Consider the following 22,618-nt stretch of genomic DNA (forward strand, 5'->3'; position numbering starts at 1 on the left):
GCAATGAGAGGCATTTCAAGTTTAATGATGGCTCTTCTCGCGATGGTCGTAGGGCTAACCAATCCAAGTTCAGTCAAGTCTCTTCGATCATCATTTTCGCGCTTTCAGCATCCGTTATCACGACCGTGGCGAGTTCGGCGCGCAGGACTGCCCGCAATATCGCAAGCTTGTGGGCGCCGCCCGACGCAATAATGCGGCAGGGTATCTTGCGATAGCTTTCAAGCTCGGGTGACACCACCTCGCAATTGAGGGAGTGCTTGATCGGCCTGCCCTGACTATCGAGATAGCGCCCAAGCACGTCACCGACGGCACCCAAGGCAAGCAAATGTTGAATATCCGTTCCGGCGGGGAGCCCATATTTCACCTGAAGCGACTTCAGCGTAACGTCACCGACACTCAGGAACGAGATGTCGACATCGCAAATCTTCTGCAGAAGATCTTGGAACACCGGCTGTGAAGTGATGGCTTCACGCGACGCCGGACTACCGGCATAAATTGGTGCCGCGAGATAGTGACATCGCGCGTTCAATACGGCGGCGAAACTATGCACTATCTCGAACGTGTTGATCTCGGAGCCGCGGGTGAGGCCTCCCATCATGGAGCGCACATCCAGGTCAGGCGCGCTGCGCGCTGTCATCTGACGCACGGTCTCCCGCAAGGTCGCCCCCCAGCCGACGCCGATCGATCGTGGCTTGCGGACGTCGATCATCCTGTCGAGATACGCAGCTGCTCCTCGTCCCAAGATGCAATGCAACTGCGCTGGGTCGACGGGCGTCGGCAGGACGACAGCGTCTTCCAGGTTGAAGGTCTTGCGTAACTTGGCCTCGAGTTCGACATTCTCCGCTGCTCCCGCACGGAAAGTAATGCGGACGACGCCCTCTTTTAGGGCCATCGCGATCAACTCGTTCACCCGTCGTCGCGTGAGATTCATGCGGTCACCGATCTCCGCCTGAGTCAGCCCCTCGGCGTAGTAGAGCCACGACGCCTTCACCAACAAGTCCATCTGATCCAAGGTGACCTCCGAAAAAAGTTACATATGTCACATCCTCGTAGCATTTGTAACCTAGTGAGTTGCTCATTGAGTTGCAGCCGGATGTTGACACGTACCTGGGAGACCGAAGCCTGCCGCGCGGGTTGGACGAGGGCTACCGAAATCGACGAGAACGACAATCTTTTCCGATGCTTGGCGCTGCGCCGCTGACATCCGCGCAGGTGCCGGGGATTTCACATAATTTTCATTCGGCCATCACTTGGCCGACATCACGCAAGCGCAAGAACAAGTGCGATTGCAGAGCAAGTTATTGCACAAAGGAGACTCCGATGATTTCACTTAATCGACGCGGTGCACTTGGCCTGCTCGGCGCAACTGCTGGCAGCCTTATCCTTCCGCGTATGGCGTTCAGCCAAGGCAAGCGCCCTTCCGTCACCATCGCTGTTCAGAAAATCACCAACAACAACACGCTCGACGTTTGGAATGAGCAGTCCAACGTCGGCGAGCGCGTGTTCTTCCCGAACTTCTGGGAAGGCCTGATCATTCGCGACTGGATGGGCAACCAGGGTCCGGTCCCCGGCCTCGCGACGGCGTGGAAGCGCATCGACGACAAGACCATCGAGTTGACGCTTCGCCCGGGGGTCAAGTTTCACAATGGCGACGAACTGACGGCCGAAGACGTCGCGTTCAGTTTCTCTGCTGAGCGCGTGTTCGGCAATACGCAGCCCGCCGGCGGAAAGACGATCTTCGAGGCGGATCACAAACCGGCGACGGCCAAGGAATTGCCCGCCATCATGCCCGGCGTCGGCCGCCGCTTGTGGCCAGCTCTTGCCGGTGTCGAGATCGTGGACAAGCATACTGTGCGCTTCCACAATGCAACACCGGACGTCACGCTCGAAGGCCGCCTCTACGCTTTTGGCAGCCAGATCGCCAATCGCCGTGCCTGGGACGAAGCCGCCACCTACATCGACTGGGCTCGCAAGCCTGTTACCACCGGGCCGTACATGGTAGGCGAGTACAAACCAGACGTCTCCCTGACACTGGTGGCCTTTGACGAGTACTGGGGCGGTCGCCCTCCGCTTGAGCAGATACGCTTTGTCGAAGTGCCCGAAGTTGCCTCGCGCGTAAACGGTCTGCTGTCCGGCCAGTACGACTTTGCCTGCGACCTGCCGCCGGATCAGATCGCGACTGTTCAGGGAACTCCCGGTTTCGAGGTGCAGGGATCGACGATCAACAACCACCGTATCTCTGTGTTCAACACTCAGAATGCCGTGCTTGCCGACCCGCTCGTCCGCCGCGCGATGACCCACTCGATCGACCGTCAGGCAATCGTCGAGGCACTCTGGGCGGGTCAGACGAAAATCCCCGCCGGGCTACAGTTTCCATTCTACGCCGACATGTTCGTCGAGGGCTGGAGCGTTCCCGAATTCAACCCAAAACTCGCCGGCGATCTGCTGAAGCAGGCCAACTACAAGGGCGATGCCATCCCCTTCCGCCTTCTCAACAACTACTACACCAACCAGACCGCAAACGGTCAGATCATGGTGGAGATGTGGAAGCAGGTCGGCATCAACGTCGAAATTCAGATGAAGGAAAACTGGGCGCAGATCCACGATCCGGCAGGCATCAAGGGTGTGCGCGACTGGTCGGCAGGTTCCGCCTTCAGTGATCCGGTCTCCTCGATCGTCAACCAATTCGGCCCAAATGGCGAAGTTCAGCAAAAGAAGGACTGGACCAACGTAGAGGCCAACCAGATGGCGGCCATTCTCGAGACATCCACCGATCGTGCAGCCCGCAAAAAGGCATTCGCGCGCATGCTGGTAATCTGCGAGCGCGAGGACCCGGTTTATCAGGTCCTGCATCAGAATGCCGTCTTCACCGGCATGAAGTCGTCCCTGAACTGGAAGGCCGCGCCCGCCTTCGCCATGGATTTCCGCTCCAACAACTGGACCGGCTGATCATGCACTCTAGCCCCGGCGCGCGAAAAGCCGCCGGGGCATCCTTTCGACAGCGGCAAGCCGCGCTTTGGCCAGTTGAAACGATTGAAGGAGGTGGACCGAATGGACTCCAGTCTCGTAGAATTGCACGATTTGAAGGTTGCCTTCGACGGCGTGCAGGTCCTCCACGGCATCGATCTAAAGGTCAAACGCGGTCAAGCCGTCGGCCTCGTCGGAGAATCCGGCTGTGGCAAATCGGTTACCTGGCTCGCAGCACTCGGGCTCTTGCCAGGCAAGGCGACCGTCAGCGGTTCCGTCAAGTTGGAAGGCCGCGAATTGCGCGGCGCGCCACGCTCTGCTCTGGAGCAGGTTCGCGGCGGGCGGATCGCCATGATATTCCAGGATCCGTCGAGCTCACTCAATCCCGTTCAACGCATCGGGCGCCAGATCATCGAGGCGCTGATGCTGCATCGTGGTCTGCGCGGCGCGGCGGCGAAAGCCGAAGCTCTGCGGCTGCTCGACATCGTCGGCATTCCCGACGCGCGAAGCCGCATCGATCTCTACCCCCATGAGTTTTCCGGCGGCCAGTGTCAGCGGCTGATGATCGCAATGGCGCTTGCCGGTGAGCCCGATATCCTGATCGCCGATGAACCGACTACGGCGCTCGACGCCACGATCCAGGCGCAAATCCTCGATCTGCTCATCCAGCTTCGCACCGAAACCGGCATGGCGACGGTGTTCATCAGCCATGACCTCGGCGCGGTCGCACAAGTCTGCGAACGCGTTTGCGTCATGTATGCAGGCCGCATCGTCGAGCAGGGCAGCGTCGCGCAGTTGTTTTCCGAACCGCTTCATCCGTATACGCGCGGGCTGTTCGACGCGATTCCGACCATTGATGGACCGCGCAAGCGCCTTATCCCTATTCCAGGCACCGTGCCGAATCCCAAGCAACTCGCCGCCGGATGTTCCTTCTCGCCCCGCTGTCCACGGGCGCTCGATCTTTGCCGTAGCGATCGGCCGGCGCTTGACGTGCTGGACGACGGACGCTCGCTCGCATGCCTGCGCCCTGTCCCAAAGCTTGACACACCGGCGCCCGCCGTACGCGTTGCCGACGAGGCACTTTCATGACCCCGCTTTTGCAAGCCCGGGACTTGGCCCGCACCTATCAGATACGACGCAGCCTGTTTGGAAAAGCCATACCTGTGCGTGCGGTCGACGGTGTCTCGCTGTTCGTCAATGCTGGAGAAACACTCGGTATCGTCGGAGAGTCCGGCTCTGGAAAATCGACGCTCGGTCGGATGCTGCTCGGTATCGATCCCGTACAATCGGGCGATGTCCTGTTCGAGGGCAAGACTATGCCGAAGCTGGCAACGCCGGAATGGCGCGCGCTGAGGGCCAAAATGCAACTTGTCTACCAGGACCCGCTTGCGGCACTTGATCGGCGTCTGACCATATCGAGCCAGATTGGCGAACCACTGGATATCCATGGGCTCATTCCCAGGGAGCACCGCGCGGCGCGTGTAGAAGAACTGATGGCAGCAGTCGGCCTCCGCCCGGACCAGGCGGACCGCTTTCCGCACGAACTGTCTGGTGGCCAGCGCCAGCGCGCTGTCATCGCACGGGCACTCGCCTCGCGCCCGAAGCTGATCGTCTGCGACGAACCGGTCTCGGCTTTGGACGTGTCCATTCAAGCCCAGGTCGTCAACATGCTGACCGATCTGCAGGCGCAGAACAAACTCGCGATGGTGTTCATCAGCCACGATCTCAAGGTGGTGCGCAACATCGCCGACCGCGTGGCAGTAATGTATCTGGGGCGCATCGTGGAAGAGGCGTCCTCTGACGTGATCTTCCGCTCTCCGCAGCATCCCTACACACAGGCACTCGTCTCCAGCGTGCCGGTACCGGGCAAGCCGTTGGAAAGCCGAGTGATCCTCCAGGGCGAGCCGCCGAACCCGGCCAATCGTCCTTCAGGCTGCGCCTTTCATCCACGTTGCCCCATCGCCCTCAATGTCTGCCGCTCGACAACACCCGAGCTGCGAAGCATCGGCCAGGGCCGCACCGCCGCATGTCATGTCGTCCCCGGCGACGAGGCAGCAATAGCTGCGTAACGGAGACAGTTATGATACGCTTCTTCCTCGCTCGGCTGCTCCGGGCCTTTATCACCATCCTGGCTGTCATCACTTTTGCCTTTGTCGTCCTGCGGATGTCGGGTGATCCCGCGCAGGTGATGCTCGGCCCCGATGTCCCTCAGGAAGCGGTCGACGCTTTCCGCAAGGCATGGGGGCTCGATCAGCCGCTCTGGATCCAGTACCTCGCCTACATGAAATCGATCTTCACTGGTGATTTCGGCGTCTCCATGCGTGACAAGGCATCCGCCCTGCAGCTGGTTATCGAACGCATCCCCGCGACATTGCAGCTGACTATCCCCGCACTGCTTCTCAAGCTGGTGATCGGCATTCCGGCCGGCGTCTACGCAGCACTGCACCGGCAGAGCTTCACCGATCGCGGCGTGATCATGCTGGCAATCGTTGGTTTCACCATCCCGTCGTTTGTGATGGGACTACTGCTGGTACTGGTATTCTCGATCATCCTGGGGCTCCTGCCTTCGGGAGGTCAGGACACCTGGCAGCACGGCATCCTGCCGACGCTGACGATGAGCATTGGCGGCATCGGGATTCTCGCCCGCTTTTCACGCAGCGCGATGATTGAGGTGATGGGTCACCATTACATCCGCACGGCTTCAGCCAAGGGCCTGAAGTGGCGTGACGTTGTCTGGAGGCATGCGCTTCCGAACGCTGCGGTCCCGATCGTCACCATCGTAGGCTTTATGGTCGGAACACTTATTGCCGGTGCCGTAGTCGTAGAGTCGATATTCTCCTGGCCTGGTATTGGCCGGCTGCTGGTCGTCTCGGTCAGCAATCGCGATCTCGCAGTCGTCCAGTGCATTTTGCTGGTCATCGCCGCGACCATGGTTGTCTCAAATCTGATCGTCGACATGCTCTACGGCTGGCTCGATCCGCGCCTCCGCGCACAGCCGGCGCATTGAGGAGGCACCCTATGACGATGGTAAATCTGGCAACCAATATCCCCGCGGTGAACAAGCGCGCCGGTTTGCTGGCGGTGATCCGCCGCAACGTGCCCTTCAGCGTGGGCGTTTGTATCCTCTGGCTCGCGGCCATGGTGTTCGTCGCCTGCCTTGCCGATACGCTGCGGCCCTACGGCATTTCCGCGATGGACCTCACCAGCCGGCTTTCGCCCCCCGGCAATGTCAAGCATTGGCTTGGCACCGACGAGCTTGGGCGCGATGTGCTGTCCCGCTTGCTGCAGTCGATACGCGTCTCGCTGATCATCGCCTTCGGCGCTACGATCCTGTCGGCGGCTTTCGGAACGGCGCTCGGCTTCGCTGCGGCAAAATTCCGCGGGACGGTGGAACACCTCGTGCTGGTATTAGCCGATTTCCAGGCAGCGCTGCCTTTCCTCATCATGTCTCTCGCAGTGCTTGCCTTTTTCGGCTCTTCAATGGTGCTGCTGGTGTGCCTAATGGGCTTCTACGGCTGGGAACGGTATGCGCGCATCGCTCGCGGCCTTGCTATCTCCGCAAGTGCACAGGGCTATGCAGCCTCCGCGGTCCATCTCGGCGCGACCCCAGCGCGTGTCTATCTGCGTCACATACTTCCGAACGTTGCCTCAACGCTGATCGTTTCCATGACGCTTACATTCCCGGAAATCATTCTGATGGAAAGCGGACTCTCCTTCCTCGGTCTCGGTGTGCAGCCCCCCGAGACCAGTCTCGGAAACATGGTTGGCTTCGGACGCGAATACCTGACCCGGGCTCCGTGGATCATGCTGGCTCCCGCGGCGGTGATCATGCTCACCACTCTATCCATCTCGCTCGCAGGCGATTGGCTGCGCGACAAGCTCGACCCGACCATCCGCTAGCGCCCTTCAAACAAGATCAGGACCACACCCATGACGCTCATCACCGGCCATCGCGGCGCACGCAACCTCTGGGCCGAAAATTCGCTGACAGGCTTTCGCAATGTGCTCGACATTGGCGTTGATGCCGTGGAATTCGACGTCCACCTGACGACCGCCGGCGAGCTCCTCGTCATCCACGATGCAACGCTGGAGCGGACGGCCGACGGGCATGGCCCAGTGCGCGCGCTTTCGCCGGAGACGCGGAAGTCGGTTTTGCTGAAGGACACGAGCGAGACGATCCCGACTTTGTCCGAAGTGCTGGAGGTCCTGGCCACTGCGGGGCATATCGCCCCGCATATAGAGATAAAGATGGATGAAAGCGGTACTCCCTATCCCGGCATTGTCGAAAAGGTGACCGCCGAGATTGCCCGCTTCGGCATCGAGGGCCGCAGCTATCTGACCTCCTTCGATACATCCGTGCTGGAAGCCTGCCGTCGTCATGCACCCGGTGTAGCCCGCCTAGCTTCCGTGAATGCCGCCTGGGCAGACAAGCAGGGAGGCATCGCTCGGTTCATCGAAAGCGTCGATAGTCTCGTGGAGATCATCGCGGTTCACCACGAGTTGCTGGACACGGAGTGGCAGACCATCACCGCGACGATTGCGCCGGAGCGGCTCTGCGCGTGGACGCTCAACGACGAGGCGCTCATCCGCCGCTGGCTAAACAGCGGTATCGGCCACCTGACCTCAGACTCCCCGGACCTTGCCCTGCAACTGCGCGGGCAAATGCGGGCAGTCGCCTGACATCGATCCACAACCGCAACGGAGATTATCATGTCCAACATCATCGCAACCGGCTTCAACGCCGGTTCCACCGACGGAGAGCTGGAAAGTCTCGAGACCGAACTCCGACGTCTTGCAGCGCTCGGCGTCGATACAGTCGAACTCGCCCTCACCAGCCTCGACCTTATCAGCGGTGGCCGTATCATCGAGGAACGTGCACAGAGGCTCGTCGCCATCACCAGCAAGTTTTCGTTCCGCTATACCGTCCACGGGCTTGTCTCGTCCAATTTCATGGACCCTGCGACCTGCGCTTATCAGCTCGAAGCTGCCAAGGCCCTGGTGCAGATTTGCGACCGCATTGGTGCGCGCATCCTCGTGCAGCACGGGGGATGCCTGCGCAGCGACCAGATTCTTGACCGGGCCGCTGCCGATCGTCGCGAGCGCGAAGCGCTGTTCGAACTCGCGGAGTTCGCGAAACCTTATGAAGTGCGCGCTGTCCTGGAGAACATCTTCACGACGGAGCCGGGCCAGTATCGCCAGACGCCGGCCGAGGTCGCGAAGACAGTCAAGGCCGTCAACCATCCTAACCTCGTCGCACTGATCGACTTCAGCCACGCTTACATCGAGTCGACCTTTCGTGGCCTGGACTTCCGCGAACAACTGCGGGCCATGGCGCCGGTCGCAGGCCACCTGCATGTACACGACAGCTTTGGCCGCCCGCAGAATTTCTACAAGCCGTTCTTTCTCCAGGAATCGGTAGCACTCGGTATCGGCGACCTGCATCTTCCACTTGGCTGGGGTGATATCGACTGGGAGGATATTTTCAGTGAATTGCAGTTTCTGCCCGGTACAGTCCTGATGATGGAGATCGGACATCGCTACCGCAACGAACAGCCGGACAGCTTGGCGCGCGCCAAAAGTCTGATGGCTCTAAACGGCCAGCGTCAATCGATTGCCGCTGAGTGAGCGGAACCCGGTTGCGAGGCCACCGTGTCGGATGAGTTTGACATGCTGCTGACCTCCACACAGTAAACCAGTGAAGCTGATCGGTGGCTATTAGCAACAGTCCAGCACGAATTGAAATGACCTTAGGAAATGCACACAAGACAGGGTGGTCGATTCTGTCCTCCGCTCGTTCTGCGATAAGGGCATCGATCTCTCTTGGGTGGCCCTCATATCAGGTGTGAGGGCCACAAATCTCCGCAACCGTCAGTCCAGTCGCAAATTCGACATCCTCGAGGCTGTAACCTAGCAGTATGAGCGCTCCGGCTGCGTGGAGCGGGCGTGGTCTCTTACATGACAATCTGATCCATGTTTTACATCTCCGAATTTGCATGAAGGAAATGTCCGTAGAGACGGGCAGGATTTCATACTACCTTGAAAGCGTGACGGGGTCGGTTCAGCTCCTGCGCGCCTCCAGACGCCGCTTGTCGCGCTCGACATGTGCGGAGCCCAACTCTGTCAGACGGAATTGTCTTTTCTGAAATTCTCCGCGGATCAAGATGAAGCCTTGCTCTTCAGCTTCGCTCAATGTCTTCAGGCTTGTTCCTTTAGGGGGAGACTGCCAGTCCGTGCCAGCGGCACTGTGCAGCAATACCATTATCTTGATGATTTTGTTTCTCCATGGCTGACGCATACGGGTGCGCTGCGTCGTATCGCTAATCCGCTGGTTTCAGTTTCTTGATTTGCCATCATCCAAAAAAAATATCATTGTTTTTAAATGATTATTTTGGATAATCCAGATTTTGGCAGAGGCAATTTATAGAGGCTCTATAAGGCTTGGTCAATTCAACCGCGCCATACCAATAGGGGTTGGTAGCGGCACAGCGGAGCCGCCAACGTAACACCTTCCTCCGATGGCGGTTGAACTTCCGACCTCCATGGGCACCCTCTTTATGCAGCCCTGATGGGTAAGGAATCCGAAACAAGAATCTTTGCTTGTCTTGCGTTTGTGTTGGTAACCGTCATCAGCAATAAGCTTAGTGCCACAGCAGGCGGTATCGCCTCGATGCCAGTCGCCCACGCTCGATGAGTTGGTATGTCAACACCAAATAGCTTTTCGATATCTGCGGCACTCAAACCTGTGACGGCAACCGCAGCCTTATATTCTGAGGCTCTCAATGCACTGTCCAGTCGATTCGTGATTTCTTGCAGCGGCCAGAACTTTAGGCGCACCTGAAATGGTCGGTATCAATAAAGCGACATAATCCGCCGCCAGAGCGACAGTCACGCCGAAGTCACAATCGTTCCTCTGAACTGCGTTATCCGCCAGTCGGCCGTGAGTTGCCGTCTGGTGATGGTGGCGCATAATCGCTTTGCGCCCTCTTAGCTGCCGTTTGAAGTGGTCGTCGCCGCGCCCAAAAAGGAGATGTTCATTTCAATGGCTCCCGGCACTTTCGCGCCGGGAGCGGTAAAGTCACTCTGCGAGTGCGGCCTTTTCAATCACCGCGGCGACTTCCTTCGCGTGGACGACGAGAGAAGCATGGCTGCCGGCGACTTCCGTGATCTGGGCCTTCATTCGGGCGGCGAAAAACTGCTGGGCCGCGGGTGCGATCACCTTGTCCTTGGTGGTGACCACGTAGAACGTTGGCTTGTCGCGCCAAGCGGCGGTATCAACCGGAGCCTCGAAAGCCGTGAGACTTATCGGAAGCTGATGGTTCGCCAGAGCTTCGGCGATGTGTGTGGGAAGGTCCGCCGCGACCGCCGAAGGAAACACTTTGGGGTCGATGTAGAGGTTGCCTTTGTCGTCAGGGTGTATCGCCGCTCCACCTTCGGTTGCCGGACCGCTCTTGGCGAGCGTCGCCACAGATTGTCCCACATCGGGCGCGAATGCGGAGACGTAGACGAGCGCCGAGACTTTGGGATCGTTGCCGGCTTCCGTGATCACCACGCCGCCCCAGGAGTGACCGACGAGAACGGTCTTGCCGTTCTGCTTCGCTAGCGCCTGTTTGGTGGCATCGACGTCCGCGGTGAGCGAGGTAAGCGGATTTTCGACGAGCGTTACGTTATAGCCCTTATTCGTGAGAATGTCGGCAACGGGCTTCCAGCTCGTTTGGTCGACGAAAGCGCCATGAACGAGTACAATATTATGGGCCGCGCCCTTGGGCAGTTCAGCTGGCAGGGCCGGGGCTGCAACTGTTGCTCCGGCCATGAGGACGGTGGCGGCTGAAAGTAAAAGATTTCGCATTCATTGCTCCTTTTGGGATGATGGATGACACGGATGCGGGGGGGTATACATCCGTTCGGTGAAGTCGCGGGTTTTCCATCCGCCGCTTTGCGAAGTGGTTTGCCGCACGGCGTATTGGTTCGCCGTGAGATGGAAATAGTGGGAGCAGTTCTTGGACGTTAGTGCCCAGTCGTCCGAATATTGTGTCTGACCGTCCGGAGGATTAACATCCGGCGCATGGACATCCTCGCCGAAGTTCTCGATCGTGTCCGCCTCGGCGGAACTCTGCTCTTCCACTTCGAGCTCGGCCATCCATGGAACGTGGCATTACCAGCGCGCCCCTACGCCCTGTTTCACTATCTCAGTTGCGGCTCAGCTACCCTCGCACTCGATCAGGGACAAGAGCTCCACTTGGCCGCGGGAGACTTGGTTGTCGTCACACGCGGCGAGCCCCATTTGATTTACTCGGATCGTCGAACGAAGCCGTTGCCGGTCATAGATCTCGATCGACTGCCCGGACGTCTCGGCGTGGTTCGACACGGAGGCGCGCCGCCGCTCGCGACGATGATCTGCGGCAATTTCACGGTGGCGCAGCCCTCGCGCGGCAGCGTGTTGGAGTTGCTTCCGCCCCTGCTTCACCTGAAGCCGGCGGAAGACGGCGGATGGCTCGAGGCAATTCTGCAACGCATGGTGAGCGAGTCGGCGCTTGCGCGTCCCGGCCAAGGCGTCGCACTCTCACGACTGACAGAAGTGCTCTTCGTTGAGGTGTTGCGAAGCTGGATCAAGTCTCTCGGTCCCGGAGAAGGCGGGTGGCTGGGAGCCATGGCGGACCCGCACATAGGACCGGCGCTTCAGTTGATCCACGAACAACCGGATCGACCCTGGACGCTTGGCGACCTCGGGCAAAGCGTTGGGCTTGGTCGCTCGGCGTTTTCGGATCGCTTCACCAGGCTCGTCGGCCAGCCCATGTACCGCTATCTGATCGCACGCCGGATGTCGGAGGCCGCGTTTCTGCTCGAAACAAGCGACGAGGGGATTGCACGGATTGCGTCCCGCGTTGGCTACGAGACCGCGGCCGCGTTTTCGAAGCTGTTCCGTCGACATCATGGCCTATCGCCTGGCCTTTATCGGGCTGTTCGCCGGTCTGACGGTGGCCGAACGCAAGGGGGCGTTCTGGAAGCAGAAGTTGCCGATTGACCTCGATCAAGGTGCCTTCCGAAAGATCTGGCGACGGGGCGGGTGCTTAGTTTTGTTCACAAATGGCGCGCGCCCGAAGAGATCCCAACTGTCCTCGAGTTTTGGCTCGACAAGATGCGCGACGACTTGCTTTGCAAAGGTTGCCACTCTCTAGTGGGCAGTCTGCTTGCGGCCCCAAAGCGTTCACTCATGGGTACCGATACGCATGCTGATTGTGGGGCAGCCGCCCTAAGTCAAGGAAGATGCTTTTTGTTCGATCGCGTTTGTGAATGCAGCAGATTGATACGCTTGTTCACAACCTGCCTCCTGATTGTGTCGAGGGATCGAATTCGTAGACGGGCGGTGACCGTTCGTTGTTGCCCATCCAAGTTTCAAGCGGGCAGCCAACAATCTCGACACCGACACCGGACACCCGCATCGACCACTCCCCTGGACTAAGGCTAAGTTCGATATCAACCCAGACCGAAAGGCCTGGCGATAGCCCGGAACCTTGGGTTCTGCACTTATGGACGATCATCTCGTGTTCGACCATTGCCAAGCGGGGTTGACGCTTTTAGATCTTTGAGAAATGATAGGATGTCAGACCAATTTAACAGGTCGGCTGCCTATAAAAAACTGGGGAACCATGAAGGCACCATTTCACGACAGGCCGGTCATTCGGCCGCTTCCGGCATTGGATCGCGCACGTCAGGTTACGGACGCGCTGGCTGACTACGTCGAGGACGCACGGCTGCAGGCAGGTGACCGCTTGCCGGCCGAGCGCGCGCTGATGGCGGCGCTGATGGTTGGTCGGTCCACGATCCGCGAGGCAATCCGCCACTTCCAGGCGCTCGGCGTCATCGAGACCCGAAAGGGCAGCGGAACCTATCTGCTGAAACCGGTTTCCAAGGCGACGATCCACATGCCGTTGTCGCTGAACACCACACATCTACGCGACGCGCTGCTGCAGACGCTCGAGGTTCGGCGCGGCATCGAATGCGAAGCCGGCATGGTCGCCGCGACAAAGCGGACCGAGCAGGATCTGGTTCTCATCGAGGAAAAGCTCAGCGAGATGGAGCGTGTCCACATCGAGCAGGGTACCTCGGGCCCGGAAGATCTTGCCTTCCACCTCGCCATCTACGACGCGAGCCACAATCCGCTGTTCCGCCAGCTTCTGGAGCAGATGCGTGAGACGTTCTGGCAGTTTTGGCAGCACCCCTTCCAGCGACAGGATTTCGCCCGTCGCTCCTTCCCCTTTCATCGCACGCTCTTCAACGCGATTGCCGCACGCGATCCCGAGGCCGCGCGGCAAGAGACACTGAAAATCCTCGCAGTCGTCGAGGAAGACATCAAGGAAATGTCCCAATGAGCAATGGTGCCGACCCATTCGAACTTGCCTCCCTCATCACCGCTCATGACGAGGGCAACTTCGCCGAGGCGGTCGTGCCGCCGATCTTCCAGACGTCGCTTTTCACCTTCTCCGACTACGACGACATGATCGCCTCCTATCGCGGCGAGAAGGTCCGACCGATCTACACGCGCGGCCTCAACCCGACGGTGCGCATGTTCGAGGAGATGCTGGCCAAGCTCGAGGGCGCGGAAGACGCGCTGGGCTTTGCAAGCGGCATGGCGGCGATCTCTTCTGCGGTGCTCTCCTTTGTCGAGCCGGGCGATCGGATCGTGGCGGTCAAGCACGTGTATCCTGATGCCTTTCGCCTGTTCGGCACCGTCCTGAAACGGATGAAGGTCGAGGTCACCTATGTCGACGGCCGCGACGAGGAAGCTGTCGACAGGGCTCTGCCGGGCGCCAAGCTGTTCTACATGGAAAGCCCGACCAGTTGGGTTATGGAAGCTCATGACGTCGGCGCGCTGGCGACGCTTGCCAAAAAGCACGGCGTCGTCTCGATGATCGACAACAGCTGGGCAAGCCCGGTCTTCCAGCGGCCGATAACACTGGGTGTCGACCTCGTCATCCATTCGGCCTCCAAATATCTCGGCGGTCATAGCGACGTCGTCGCCGGTGTCGTCGCCGGATCCAGGGAGATGATCGCGCGCGTCAAGGCCGAGGCTTATCCTTATCTTGGCGGCAAGCTCTCGCCCTTCGATGCCTGGCTCCTGATCCGCGGCATGCGCACGCTGCCGATCCGCATGAAAGCGCATCAGACCGCCGCGATGACGATCGCCAAGCGCCTTCAGGAGCTCGATGTGGTGGAAACGGTCTGCCATCCGGGCCTGGCCAATCGCCTGCCTGCCGGCCTCCACGGCACGTCGGGCCTGTTCTCGTTCATATTCCGCGAAGGCATCGATATCCGCGCCTTCGCTGATCACCTCAAGCTCTTCAAACTGGGAGTGAGCTGGGGTGGACATGAAAGCCTGATCGTACCAGGCGAGGTCGTCCTTCAGCAGAAGGCACAGCCGAATTCCGCGCACACCTTCGGGATCCATGCGCGGTCCGTACGTCTCCATGTCGGTCTCGAAGGAACCGACGCGCTGTGGAGAGATATCGAAGAGGCGCTCGCCGTCGCTTCATAACCTTCAACCTGAGAGAAACACCTAAAAAGGGGAACTGAGCATGAAAAAACTAATAACCGCGGCGCTCTTTGCTTCGATGATGGCGGGTACGGCGCTTGCCGATACGACGCTTAAGCTCGTTGAAGTCATTACCAGCCCGGAGCGCACCGAGACGCTGAAGTCGATCGTCGGCAAGTTCGAAGCCGCCAATCCCGGCACCAAGGTCGACATTATATCGCTGCCCTGGAACGAAGCCTTCCAGAAGTTCGCTACCATGGTTTCCGCCGGCGATACGCCTGACGTCGTGGAAATGCCGGATACCTGGCTTTCGCTCTACGGCAACAACGGCATGCTCGAAAGCCTCGAGCCCTACCTGGAAAAGTGGGACCACACCAAGGATCTGACGCCGCGGGCGCTGGAACTCGGCCGTGACGTGAAGAACACGGCCTACATGCTGCCTTACGGCTTCTACCTCCGCGCCATGTTCTACAACAAGAAGCTCCTGGCGGAAGCCGGCGTTTCCGAGCCGCCGAAAACCATGGAAGAATTCACGGCCGCGTCCGAGAAGGTCTCCAAGCTTCCCGGCAAGTACGGCTACTGCATGCGCGGCGGACCGGGTGGCCTCAACGGCTGGATGATCTTCGCGGCCTCGATGGCCGGCTCCAACAAGTACTTCAACGAGGACGGTACCTCGACGATGAACAGCCCGGGTTGGGAGAAGGGCATCGAATGGATGGTCGATCTCTACAAGAAGGGTTATGCGCCGAAGGACAGTGTCAACTGGGGCTTCAACGAAGTCGTCGCCGGATTCTATTCCGGCACGTGCGCCTTCCTTGACCAGGATCCGGACGCGCTGATCGCCATTGCCGAACGCATGAAGAAGGAAGATTTCGGCGTCATGCCGCTGCCGAAGGGTCCGGACGGCAAGTCCTTCCCGACAATCGGCTACGGCGGCTGGTCGATGTTCACCACCAGCCAGAACAAGGACCTGTCCTGGAAGCTGATCGCGACGCTCGAAGGCCCGGAAGGCAACCTCGAATGGAACAAGCGCATAGGCGCACTGCCGGCCTACACCGCCGCCGAGAAGGACCCCTTCTATGCGGGTGACCAGTTCAAGGGTTGGTTCGAGGAACTGGCCGACCCGAACACGGTCCCGACCGTCATGCCGACCTACCTCGAGGAATTCGCCTTCTTCAAGGATTCGCTGGCGATCAAGACCTCGCAGCAGGCACTCCTCGGCGACATCTCGGCAAAGGACCTTGCCGACCAGTGGGCCGATTACCTGACCAAGGCTCAGCTGAAGTTCCTGGCCAAGAAGTAAGCACCACCTGCGCGCGGCGGCCTTGGCAAACAGGGCCGCCGCCCTTTACCGACCGACAGAGACGCCGACTGGCGCCGCAAAACCCGGAAGTTCGCCGATGACCATGACAGCCGATACGCTCAACCGGCGTCACGACCGCAGGTCGTGGCTGAAGCGTCTCGCCGATGCCTCGGAACCCTATCTCTACAGCGCGCCATCGCTGATCCTCATCATTGCGGTGATGCTGGTGCCGCTGGCGATTGGTGTCTCCTACGCGTTCCGCGACATTCAGCTGCTCAATCCGTTCTCCGGTGGCTTCATCGGGCTCGACCATTTCCGCGAACTTTCGAAGGACGCAGCCTTTTACGGAGCATTGAAGAACACGCTGTGGTGGACCGGCGCTTCGGTCGCCCTGCAATTCATCTTCGGGCTCATCCTGGCGCTGCTGCTCGACAAGCCTTTCTGGGGCCGGGGCATCGTGCAGGCCCTCGTTTTCCTCCCCTGGGCAGTGCCCTCATTTCTCGCCGGCCTCAACTGGGCGTGGCTGTTCAATCCGGTGATCGGCCCGATCCCGCATTGGCTCTATGCGCTCGGCTTGATGAGCGAGCCGACCAATATTCTGTCCGATCCGCAATATGCGATGTGGGGGCCGATCGTCGCCAACGTCTGGTGGGGCATTCCCTTCTTCGCGATCACGCTGCTCGCAGCACTTCAGGCAATTCCTCGCGATCTCTACGAAGCCGCCTCGATCGACGGCGCCGGCTGGTTCCAGCGTTTTCGCTCCATCACCCTGCCGTTTCTGGCGCCGACGATCGCCATCACCGTTCTTCTTCGCACTGTCTGGGTCTCCAATTTCGCCGACCTGATCGTTGTCATGACGAATGGTGGCCCGGCGGACCGGACGCAGATCGTCGCCAGCTATATCTTCACCCAGGCTTTCAAGCGGCTCGACTTCGGTTATGCCTCGGCGATTGCGCTGGTACTGCTGGCGCTGCTGCTGGTCTATTCGATGTTGATCATCCTGCTGCGGCAGACCCTGCTGAACAAGGATTGAGGCCATGAGACGATCCATTCTCCCGACCATCGCGCACCGTCTCGCAATCTTTTGCTACATCGCCTTTGCGCTGTTCCCGCTTTTCTGGCTGCTCAAGGTCTCGGTGACGCCGAACGACCTGCTCTATTCGGAAGGCGTGCGGATGTGGCCATCGCATACCACGTGGGAACACTATGCCTTCGTCCTGCAGCACAGCGCTTTTCCGACCTTCTTCAAGAACAGCTTGATCGTGTCGGGCTCGACTGCCATCGTTGTCACGATTTGCGCGTCCCTGTCGGGTTACGCGTTGTCGCGCTTCAACTTCCGCGCCAAGTACTGGATCGTGGCGCTCATGTTGCTGACGCAGATGTTCCCGCTCGTCATGCTGGTTGCGCCAATCTTCAAGATTCTATCGCCGCTGCACCTGACGAACAGCCTGACCGGCCTTGTCGTCGTCTACACCGCCTTCAACGTGCCTTTCGCGACGTTCCTGATGCAGTCGTTCTTCGACGGCATCCCGAAGGATCTGGAGGAGGCCGCGATGATCGACGGCGCAACGCAGTTCACGGCCTTCCGGCAGATCATTCTGCCGCTGACGCTGCCGGGGATCGCCGCGACTCTCGGCTTCGTGTTCACGGCGGCGTGGAGCGAGTTACTTTTCGCGCTGATGCTGATCAACGGCAATGACGCGGCAACCTTCCCGGTCGGGCTTCTCACCTTCGTTTCTAAATTCTCGGTGGATTTCGGGCAGATGATGGCGGCTGGCGTCATGGCGCTCATCCCGGCCGGTCTCTTCTTCCTGCTCATCCAGCGCTATCTCGTCCAGGGCCTGACGGCCGGCGCGGTCAAGGGTTAATCACATGGCATCGATAGATATCCAGAACGTCAAGAAAGCCTACGGTCACGTGCAGGTGCTGCATGGCGTCGACCTCGAGATCAAGGATGGCGAATTCGTCGTGCTCGTCGGCCCCTCCGGCTGCGGCAAGTCCACCCTGCTGCGTATGATCGCTGGCCTCGAGGAGGTCACGGGCGGCGAGATCCGCATCGCCGGAAACCGCGTCAACGAGCTTCACCCGAAAGACCGAGACATCGCCATGGTGTTTCAGTCCTACGCGCTTTATCCGCACATGAACGTGGCGGGCAACATGAGCTACAGCCTGAAGCTCAGGAAGACGGCGAAGGAGAAGATCGCGAGCGCGGTCGGCGCCGCGGCTTCCAAGCTTGGGCTCGACCCATTGCTCGAACGTCGCCCGAAGGCGCTTTCCGGCGGCCAGCGGCAGCGTGTCGCCATGGGCCGCGCCATCGTGCGCCAACCGAAGGCTTTCCTGTTCGATGAACCGCTGTCGAACCTAGATGCGCGGTTGCGCGAACAGATGCGCGCCGAGATCAAGAAGCTGCATGGCGACCTGAAGGCGACCTCGATCTATGTGACGCACGACCAGATCGAGGCGATGACGCTCGCCGACCGCATCGTTGCCATGCATGGCGGCGTGGTTCAGCAGGTGGGCAGCCCGCTCGAACTCTATGACCGGCCAGCCAATCTTTTCGTCGCCGGTTTCATCGGCTCGCCGGGCATGAACTTCCTGGAAGCGACCTATGCGACCGGCAGCGTCACGCTGAAAGATGGGACGGTTGTCACCCTGCCGGCCCCACTTTCGCTTGCTGATGGCGCTAAGGTGACGCTGGGCATTCGGCCCGAACACGTTGTCATCACGTCCGACCAGACCGGCATTAGCGCAGATGTCGAACTTGTCGAGCCGACCGGTTTTGGCATAATCCTGCATCTCAGCCTGCACGGACTGCCGTTCAAGATCTTCACACTGAACCGCGATGCACTCACGGCCGGGCCGAAGGTCAACGTGTCGTTCCCGGCCGAGCACCTGCATGTGTTCGACGGCGGGGGGAACAGAGCCGGCTGATCGCCGACGTCACTTGCTGATACGCCCTTACGAGAGCGGCCCGTGACCCGCGGGCGGCTCACGGGGTCAAATGAGTTTAGCTCCGCAGACCCGGTGCTTCCTGTCCCGTGCGCGCCACGTACTCGGTATAGCCGCCGCCGTACTGGTGGATGCCTTCGGGCGTCAGTTCGAGCACCCGGTTGGACAAGGCCGCCAGGAAATGCCGGTCGTGCGAGACGAAGAGCATCGTGCCCTCGTATTGCGACAGCGCCTTGATCAGCATTTCCTTGGTGTCGAGGTCGAGGTGGTTCGTCGGCTCGTCGAGTACCAGCAGGTTTGGCGGGTCGAACAGCATCTTCGCCATGACCAGGCGCGCCTTCTCGCCACCCGAAAGCACCCGGCACTTTTTCTCGACATCATCGCCGGAAAACCCGAAACATCCTGCCAGCGCGCGAAGTGGCGCCTGGCCTGCCTGCGGGAAAGAGTCTTCCAGCCACTCCAGCACCGTGCGCTCGCCGTCGAGCAGGTCCATCGCGTGCTGTGCGAAGTAGCCCATCTTGACGCTGGCTCCCAGCGCGACGCTGCCTTGATCCGGCTCGGCGGAGCCCGCCACCAGCTTCAGCAATGTCGACTTGCCGGCGCCGTTGATCCCCATGATGCACCAGCGTTCCTTGCGGCGGACCATGAAGTCCAGGCCTTCGTAGATGGTCCGGCTTCCGTATTTCTTGTGCACGTTCTTCAGATTGATGACGTCCTCGCCGGAGCGAGGTGCCGGCAGGAAGTCGAAGGCCACCGTCTGGCGTCGCTTCGGCGGCTCGACGCGGTCGATCTTCTCCAGCTTCTTGACCCGGCTCTGCACTTGCGAGGCATGCGAGGCCCGTGCCTTGAAGCGCTCGATGAACTTTATCTCCTTGGCCAGCATCGCCTGCTGGCGCTCGAACTGCGCCTGCTGCTGCTTTTCGTTCTGCGCCCTTTGCTGTTCGTAGAACGCATAGTCGCCCGAGTAGCTGTTCAGCGAACCACCGTCGATCTCGATGATCTTGCCGACGATGCGGTTCATGAACTCGCGATCGTGGGAGGTCATCAACAGCGCGCCGTCATAGGTCTTCAGGAAGTCTTCCAGCCAGATCAGACTTTCGAGATCCAGGTGGTTGCTCGGTTCGTCGAGCAGCATCACGTCCGGGCGCATCAGGAGAATGCGGGCAAGGGCCACACGCATCTTCCAGCCGCCCGAAAGAGCGCCGACGTCGCCGTCCATCATCTCCTGGCTGAAGCTCAGACCTGCCAGCACTTCGCGCGCGCGGCCTTCCAGAGCGTAGCCGTCCAGTTCCTCGTAGCGCGCCTGGACCTCGCCATAGCGCTCGATGATCCGGTCCATGTCGTCCAGCTTGTCGGGGTCGACCATCTCGGCCTCGAGCGCACGCAATTCGGCGGCAACGACACTCACCGGTCCGGCGCCGTCCATGACTTCAGCTGCGGCGCTGCGACCCGCCATCTCGCCCACGTCCTGATTGAAGTAACCGACGGTTACTCCCTTCTCGCCGGAGACGCTGCCCTCGTCGGGCTGCTCCTGTCCGGTGATCATGCGGAAGAGGGTGGTCTTGCCGGCGCCGTTCGGGCCGACCAGGCCGATCTTCTCGCCCTTGTTGAGTGCAGCCGAAGCCTCGATGAAGAGAATGCGGTGGCTGTTCTGCTTGCTGATGCTGTCAATACGTATCATGTGCGCCCGCGCGCCGAAAACATCTGGACGGTCCTGTGTCGGTCCTGTCGCGGTTTTCCGGCTGTTAGATCTGCTGGAGGTCGCGGCTTGATACGCAAGTCATCCTGCCTTGTCCATGCTGCGATCGACCAATGTCACGCGGCGGGATCGTTTTGATGTCTCGGAGGACGGGCGACGGTCCGGCCCTAAGCCATCGGCGAAGCAAATTATGAAAGCCATCCCGAGTTCAAATGTGGGCGCTTAATGCCGTAGCATGACGTCTACCTCACTCGGCAGATGTCGGCTGCCGCTTTGCCTGCGGCAAGATACAGCCGACGGCCATACAGCGCAAAATCGTCCTTGCAACCACGTCCTGCGGATGCAAAGGTGGCGTTGAACACGCAGAGGTCAGGACTTCGCAGCGGCGAAGCTCGGACTGTCGTGTGACGTGCCTTACTAGCAACTCAATTTGAATTTATTGTTCGATTTCGCCGATTTAGCTGGGCTGGCACCGCGGTGTCACAAACCATCACCCGCCGTTCTGCTGTTGTCGGCAGTGCATTCGTATATCGATCCGCCTTTCGCTCGCGCAGTATTTTTGCGCGCCCACGGGGTGGTGCAATCGCAAGGCTTCCACGAGATCGATGCCAGCGGTGGTACCCTGTGTCTGCATTCAAGCTTTCGTCATCCTGAAACACCGAAATTTAAAAAGGGATTGCATCAATGGCCAAAGGACAAATGCGCAGTAACCGTGAAACGCGGAAACCAAAGAAGGAAAAATCGGCTCCCAAGGCAGAAAGTGGGTTTGGCCACCAGGTCAAGGACAGCAAGACACCTTCGCCGGGTACGGCGCCGAAGAAATGAGGCCTTCCAGGCCAATGACCCGATCAATCAATGAAATGAGATGGTTATGAATTCACTGCAATCGATATATACGTTCAACTACGCTTTGTTCTTCATTCGCTCGGCCGTGGTCCTCGCCTTGCTGTTTTCGACTGCCGTTGCGCTCCATCCAGGCGCTTGATCATGTGAGACGTGGGCGTCTGGAAACGGTGCCCGCTGCAATTATGCCGTCTCCCGCACTCCCCGCTTTTTCGCATGTCAATACGCCCCCTGCAGGCAATGCCGCAGGCGGCTCCGCCAGATTTCCTCGCCGAATAGTCACTTCGCGTTGCGGAACAGTTTCCACCGGGTGGGGCGAAAAGCAATGCGGCTGCGATCAAGACTGTCGGCTTGCGCCGGGGGCAGTTCAAGCTCGATGGCCGGATGATCCTTGCCGATATTGACCTCGATGTGGCGCGTGCCGGCAACGCGCCGGCTTGTCGTCAGCAGCCCGGCTATGCAGCCGCTGCAACCATCACGCAGTTCGATGTCGTGCGGCCGGAAATAGAGCTGCGCCTTGCCGTCGGGTTCACCCTCCGCTTTCAGGCCGAGTGGCCGGTCCTCGAACCAGATCTCGCCGCCGGCGATACTCACATCCAGACAATTCGATTGCCCGACGAAGCCGAAGACGAAAGGCGAGTTGGGACGGTCGTAGACCTCGTCCGGCGTGCCCACCTGTTCGATTGCGCCCTGGCTCATGACGACGACCCGATCGGCGAGTTCCATCGCCTCGTCCTGGTCATGGGTGACGAAAACGGTGGTGTGGCCGGTGCGATCGTGGATCTCGCGCAACCATTTGCGCAGGTCCTTGCGTACCTGGGCGTCGAGCGCCCCGAATGGCTCGTCGAGCAGCAGCACGTTCGGCTCGACGGCCATTGCACGCGCCAAAGCCACGCGCTGGCGTTGGCCACCCGAGAGCTGCGCCGGATACCGTTTCTCCAGCCCTGAAAGCTGCACGAGGTCGAGGAGCTCCATCGCCCGGCGACGGATTTCCGCCTTTGCGGGGCGGCGCGAGGCATGGCGAACCTTCAGGCCGAATGTGACGTTTTCCAGCACCGTCATATGGCGGAAGAGGGCGTAGTGCTGGAACACGAAGCCGATGTTGCGCTCCTGCACCGTCTTCTTCGAGGCATCCTCGTCGCCGAAATAGATCAGTCCATCGGTCGGGCTCTCGAGGCCGGCAATCAGACGCAGCAACGTGGTCTTGCCCGATCCGGATGGCCCGAGCAATGCAATCAGTTCGCCGGAATGGATATCGAGCGAGACATCATGCAGCGCCGGAAACCGATCGAATTCCTTGCGCAGGTTTTGAACGCGTACTTCCATT

The 22,618-nt window shown here is 59.9% G+C and carries 19 protein-coding genes; 14 read left to right on the plus strand and 5 right to left on the minus strand.

The annotated features are described in order from the left end of the window. Window positions 1–73 precede the first annotated feature (73 nt). On the minus strand, window positions 74–1,012 hold the full coding sequence (locus tag ASC90_RS17200) for a sugar-binding transcriptional regulator (RefSeq protein ID WP_056542780.1): 939 nt from the start codon (window positions 1,010–1,012) through the stop codon (window positions 74–76). 308 nt (window positions 1,013–1,320) lie between these two features. Between ASC90_RS17200 and ASC90_RS17205 the strand changes: the two genes are divergently transcribed. From ASC90_RS17205 to ASC90_RS17235, 7 genes are all read left to right on the plus strand, one after another. Next, on the plus strand, window positions 1,321–2,949 hold the full coding sequence (locus ASC90_RS17205) for an ABC transporter substrate-binding protein (protein ID WP_056542783.1): 1,629 nt from the start codon (window positions 1,321–1,323) through the stop codon (window positions 2,947–2,949). A gap of 102 nt (window positions 2,950–3,051) precedes the next feature. Beyond that, on the plus strand, window positions 3,052–4,056 hold the full coding sequence (locus ASC90_RS17210) for an ABC transporter ATP-binding protein (protein WP_056542784.1): 1,005 nt from the start codon (window positions 3,052–3,054) through the stop codon (window positions 4,054–4,056). Then, window positions 4,053–5,036, plus strand: coding sequence for an oligopeptide/dipeptide ABC transporter ATP-binding protein (locus tag ASC90_RS17215; protein WP_056542785.1), 984 nt, complete (start codon window positions 4,053–4,055; stop codon window positions 5,034–5,036). Before ASC90_RS17210 ends, ASC90_RS17215 begins: the two co-directional genes overlap by 4 nt. A gap of 11 nt (window positions 5,037–5,047) precedes the next feature. Continuing rightward, window positions 5,048–5,974 carry an ABC transporter permease gene (locus ASC90_RS17220; protein WP_056542787.1) on the plus strand — a complete coding sequence of 309 codons (927 nt, stop codon included), beginning with the start codon at window positions 5,048–5,050 and terminating at the stop codon, window positions 5,972–5,974. A gap of 17 nt (window positions 5,975–5,991) precedes the next feature. Next, window positions 5,992–6,867, plus strand: a complete 876-nt coding sequence (locus tag ASC90_RS17225) for an ABC transporter permease (protein WP_162246986.1) — start codon at window positions 5,992–5,994, stop codon at window positions 6,865–6,867. A 30-nt stretch (window positions 6,868–6,897) separates the two neighbouring features. Continuing rightward, entirely contained in the window at window positions 6,898–7,647 is a 750-nt protein-coding gene (locus ASC90_RS17230; RefSeq protein ID WP_056542791.1) for a glycerophosphodiester phosphodiesterase family protein, read from the plus strand. Between the two features lie 30 nt (window positions 7,648–7,677). After that, entirely contained in the window at window positions 7,678–8,592 is a 915-nt protein-coding gene (locus ASC90_RS17235; protein ID WP_056542793.1) for a TIM barrel protein, read from the plus strand. Between the two features lie 433 nt (window positions 8,593–9,025). Here the strand turns inward: ASC90_RS17235 and ASC90_RS30055 are convergent, their stop codons facing one another. Together ASC90_RS30055 and ASC90_RS17245 are read right to left on the minus strand one after the other, a co-directional pair. Then, entirely contained in the window at window positions 9,026–9,226 is a 201-nt protein-coding gene (locus tag ASC90_RS30055) for a hypothetical protein (RefSeq protein WP_056543566.1), read from the minus strand. A gap of 816 nt (window positions 9,227–10,042) precedes the next feature. After that, a complete protein-coding gene (locus tag ASC90_RS17245) occupies window positions 10,043–10,813 on the minus strand; it encodes an alpha/beta hydrolase (RefSeq protein ID WP_056542795.1) in 771 nt (256 codons plus the stop codon). Between the two features lie 216 nt (window positions 10,814–11,029). Here ASC90_RS17245 and ASC90_RS17250 point away from each other — a divergent pair, with 216 nt between their 5' ends. From ASC90_RS17250 to ugpC, 7 genes are all read left to right on the plus strand, one after another. Next, on the plus strand, window positions 11,030–11,989 hold the full coding sequence (locus ASC90_RS17250) for an AraC family transcriptional regulator (RefSeq protein WP_056542797.1): 960 nt from the start codon (window positions 11,030–11,032) through the stop codon (window positions 11,987–11,989). A 625-nt stretch (window positions 11,990–12,614) separates the two neighbouring features. Beyond that, on the plus strand, window positions 12,615–13,337 hold the full coding sequence (locus ASC90_RS17255) for a FadR/GntR family transcriptional regulator (protein WP_056542798.1): 723 nt from the start codon (window positions 12,615–12,617) through the stop codon (window positions 13,335–13,337). Further along, entirely contained in the window at window positions 13,334–14,500 is a 1,167-nt protein-coding gene (locus ASC90_RS17260) for a PLP-dependent transferase (protein WP_056542800.1), read from the plus strand. Before ASC90_RS17255 ends, ASC90_RS17260 begins: the two co-directional genes overlap by 4 nt. A gap of 40 nt (window positions 14,501–14,540) precedes the next feature. Beyond that, window positions 14,541–15,800 (plus strand): sugar ABC transporter substrate-binding protein, encoded by a 1,260-nt coding sequence (locus tag ASC90_RS17265; RefSeq protein ID WP_056542801.1) that lies wholly within the window; start codon window positions 14,541–14,543, stop codon window positions 15,798–15,800. A 97-nt stretch (window positions 15,801–15,897) separates the two neighbouring features. Next, entirely contained in the window at window positions 15,898–16,833 is a 936-nt protein-coding gene (locus ASC90_RS17270; protein WP_056542803.1) for a sugar ABC transporter permease, read from the plus strand. 4 nt (window positions 16,834–16,837) lie between these two features. Beyond that, complete coding sequence (locus ASC90_RS17275) at window positions 16,838–17,668, plus strand: carbohydrate ABC transporter permease (protein WP_056542805.1); 831 nt, start codon at window positions 16,838–16,840, stop codon at window positions 17,666–17,668. Window positions 17,669–17,672: 4 nt separating this feature from the next. Continuing rightward, window positions 17,673–18,731: a sn-glycerol-3-phosphate ABC transporter ATP-binding protein UgpC gene (gene ugpC, locus ASC90_RS17280; protein WP_056542806.1), complete on the plus strand. Its 1,059-nt coding sequence runs from the start codon at window positions 17,673–17,675 to the stop codon at window positions 18,729–18,731. A 76-nt stretch (window positions 18,732–18,807) separates the two neighbouring features. Here the strand turns inward: ugpC and abc-f are convergent, their stop codons facing one another. Together abc-f and ASC90_RS17290 are read right to left on the minus strand one after the other, a co-directional pair. Then, complete coding sequence (gene abc-f, locus ASC90_RS17285; protein ID WP_056542808.1) at window positions 18,808–20,430, minus strand: ribosomal protection-like ABC-F family protein; 1,623 nt, start codon at window positions 20,428–20,430, stop codon at window positions 18,808–18,810. Window positions 20,431–21,570: 1,140 nt separating this feature from the next. After that, on the minus strand, window positions 21,571–22,617 hold the full coding sequence (locus tag ASC90_RS17290) for a sulfate/molybdate ABC transporter ATP-binding protein (protein ID WP_056542810.1): 1,047 nt from the start codon (window positions 22,615–22,617) through the stop codon (window positions 21,571–21,573). Window position 22,618 lies beyond the last annotated feature (1 nt).

It is taken from the genome of Rhizobium sp. Root1220, from assembly GCF_001426265.1.
GTDB lineage: Bacteria > Pseudomonadota > Alphaproteobacteria > Rhizobiales > Rhizobiaceae > Rhizobium.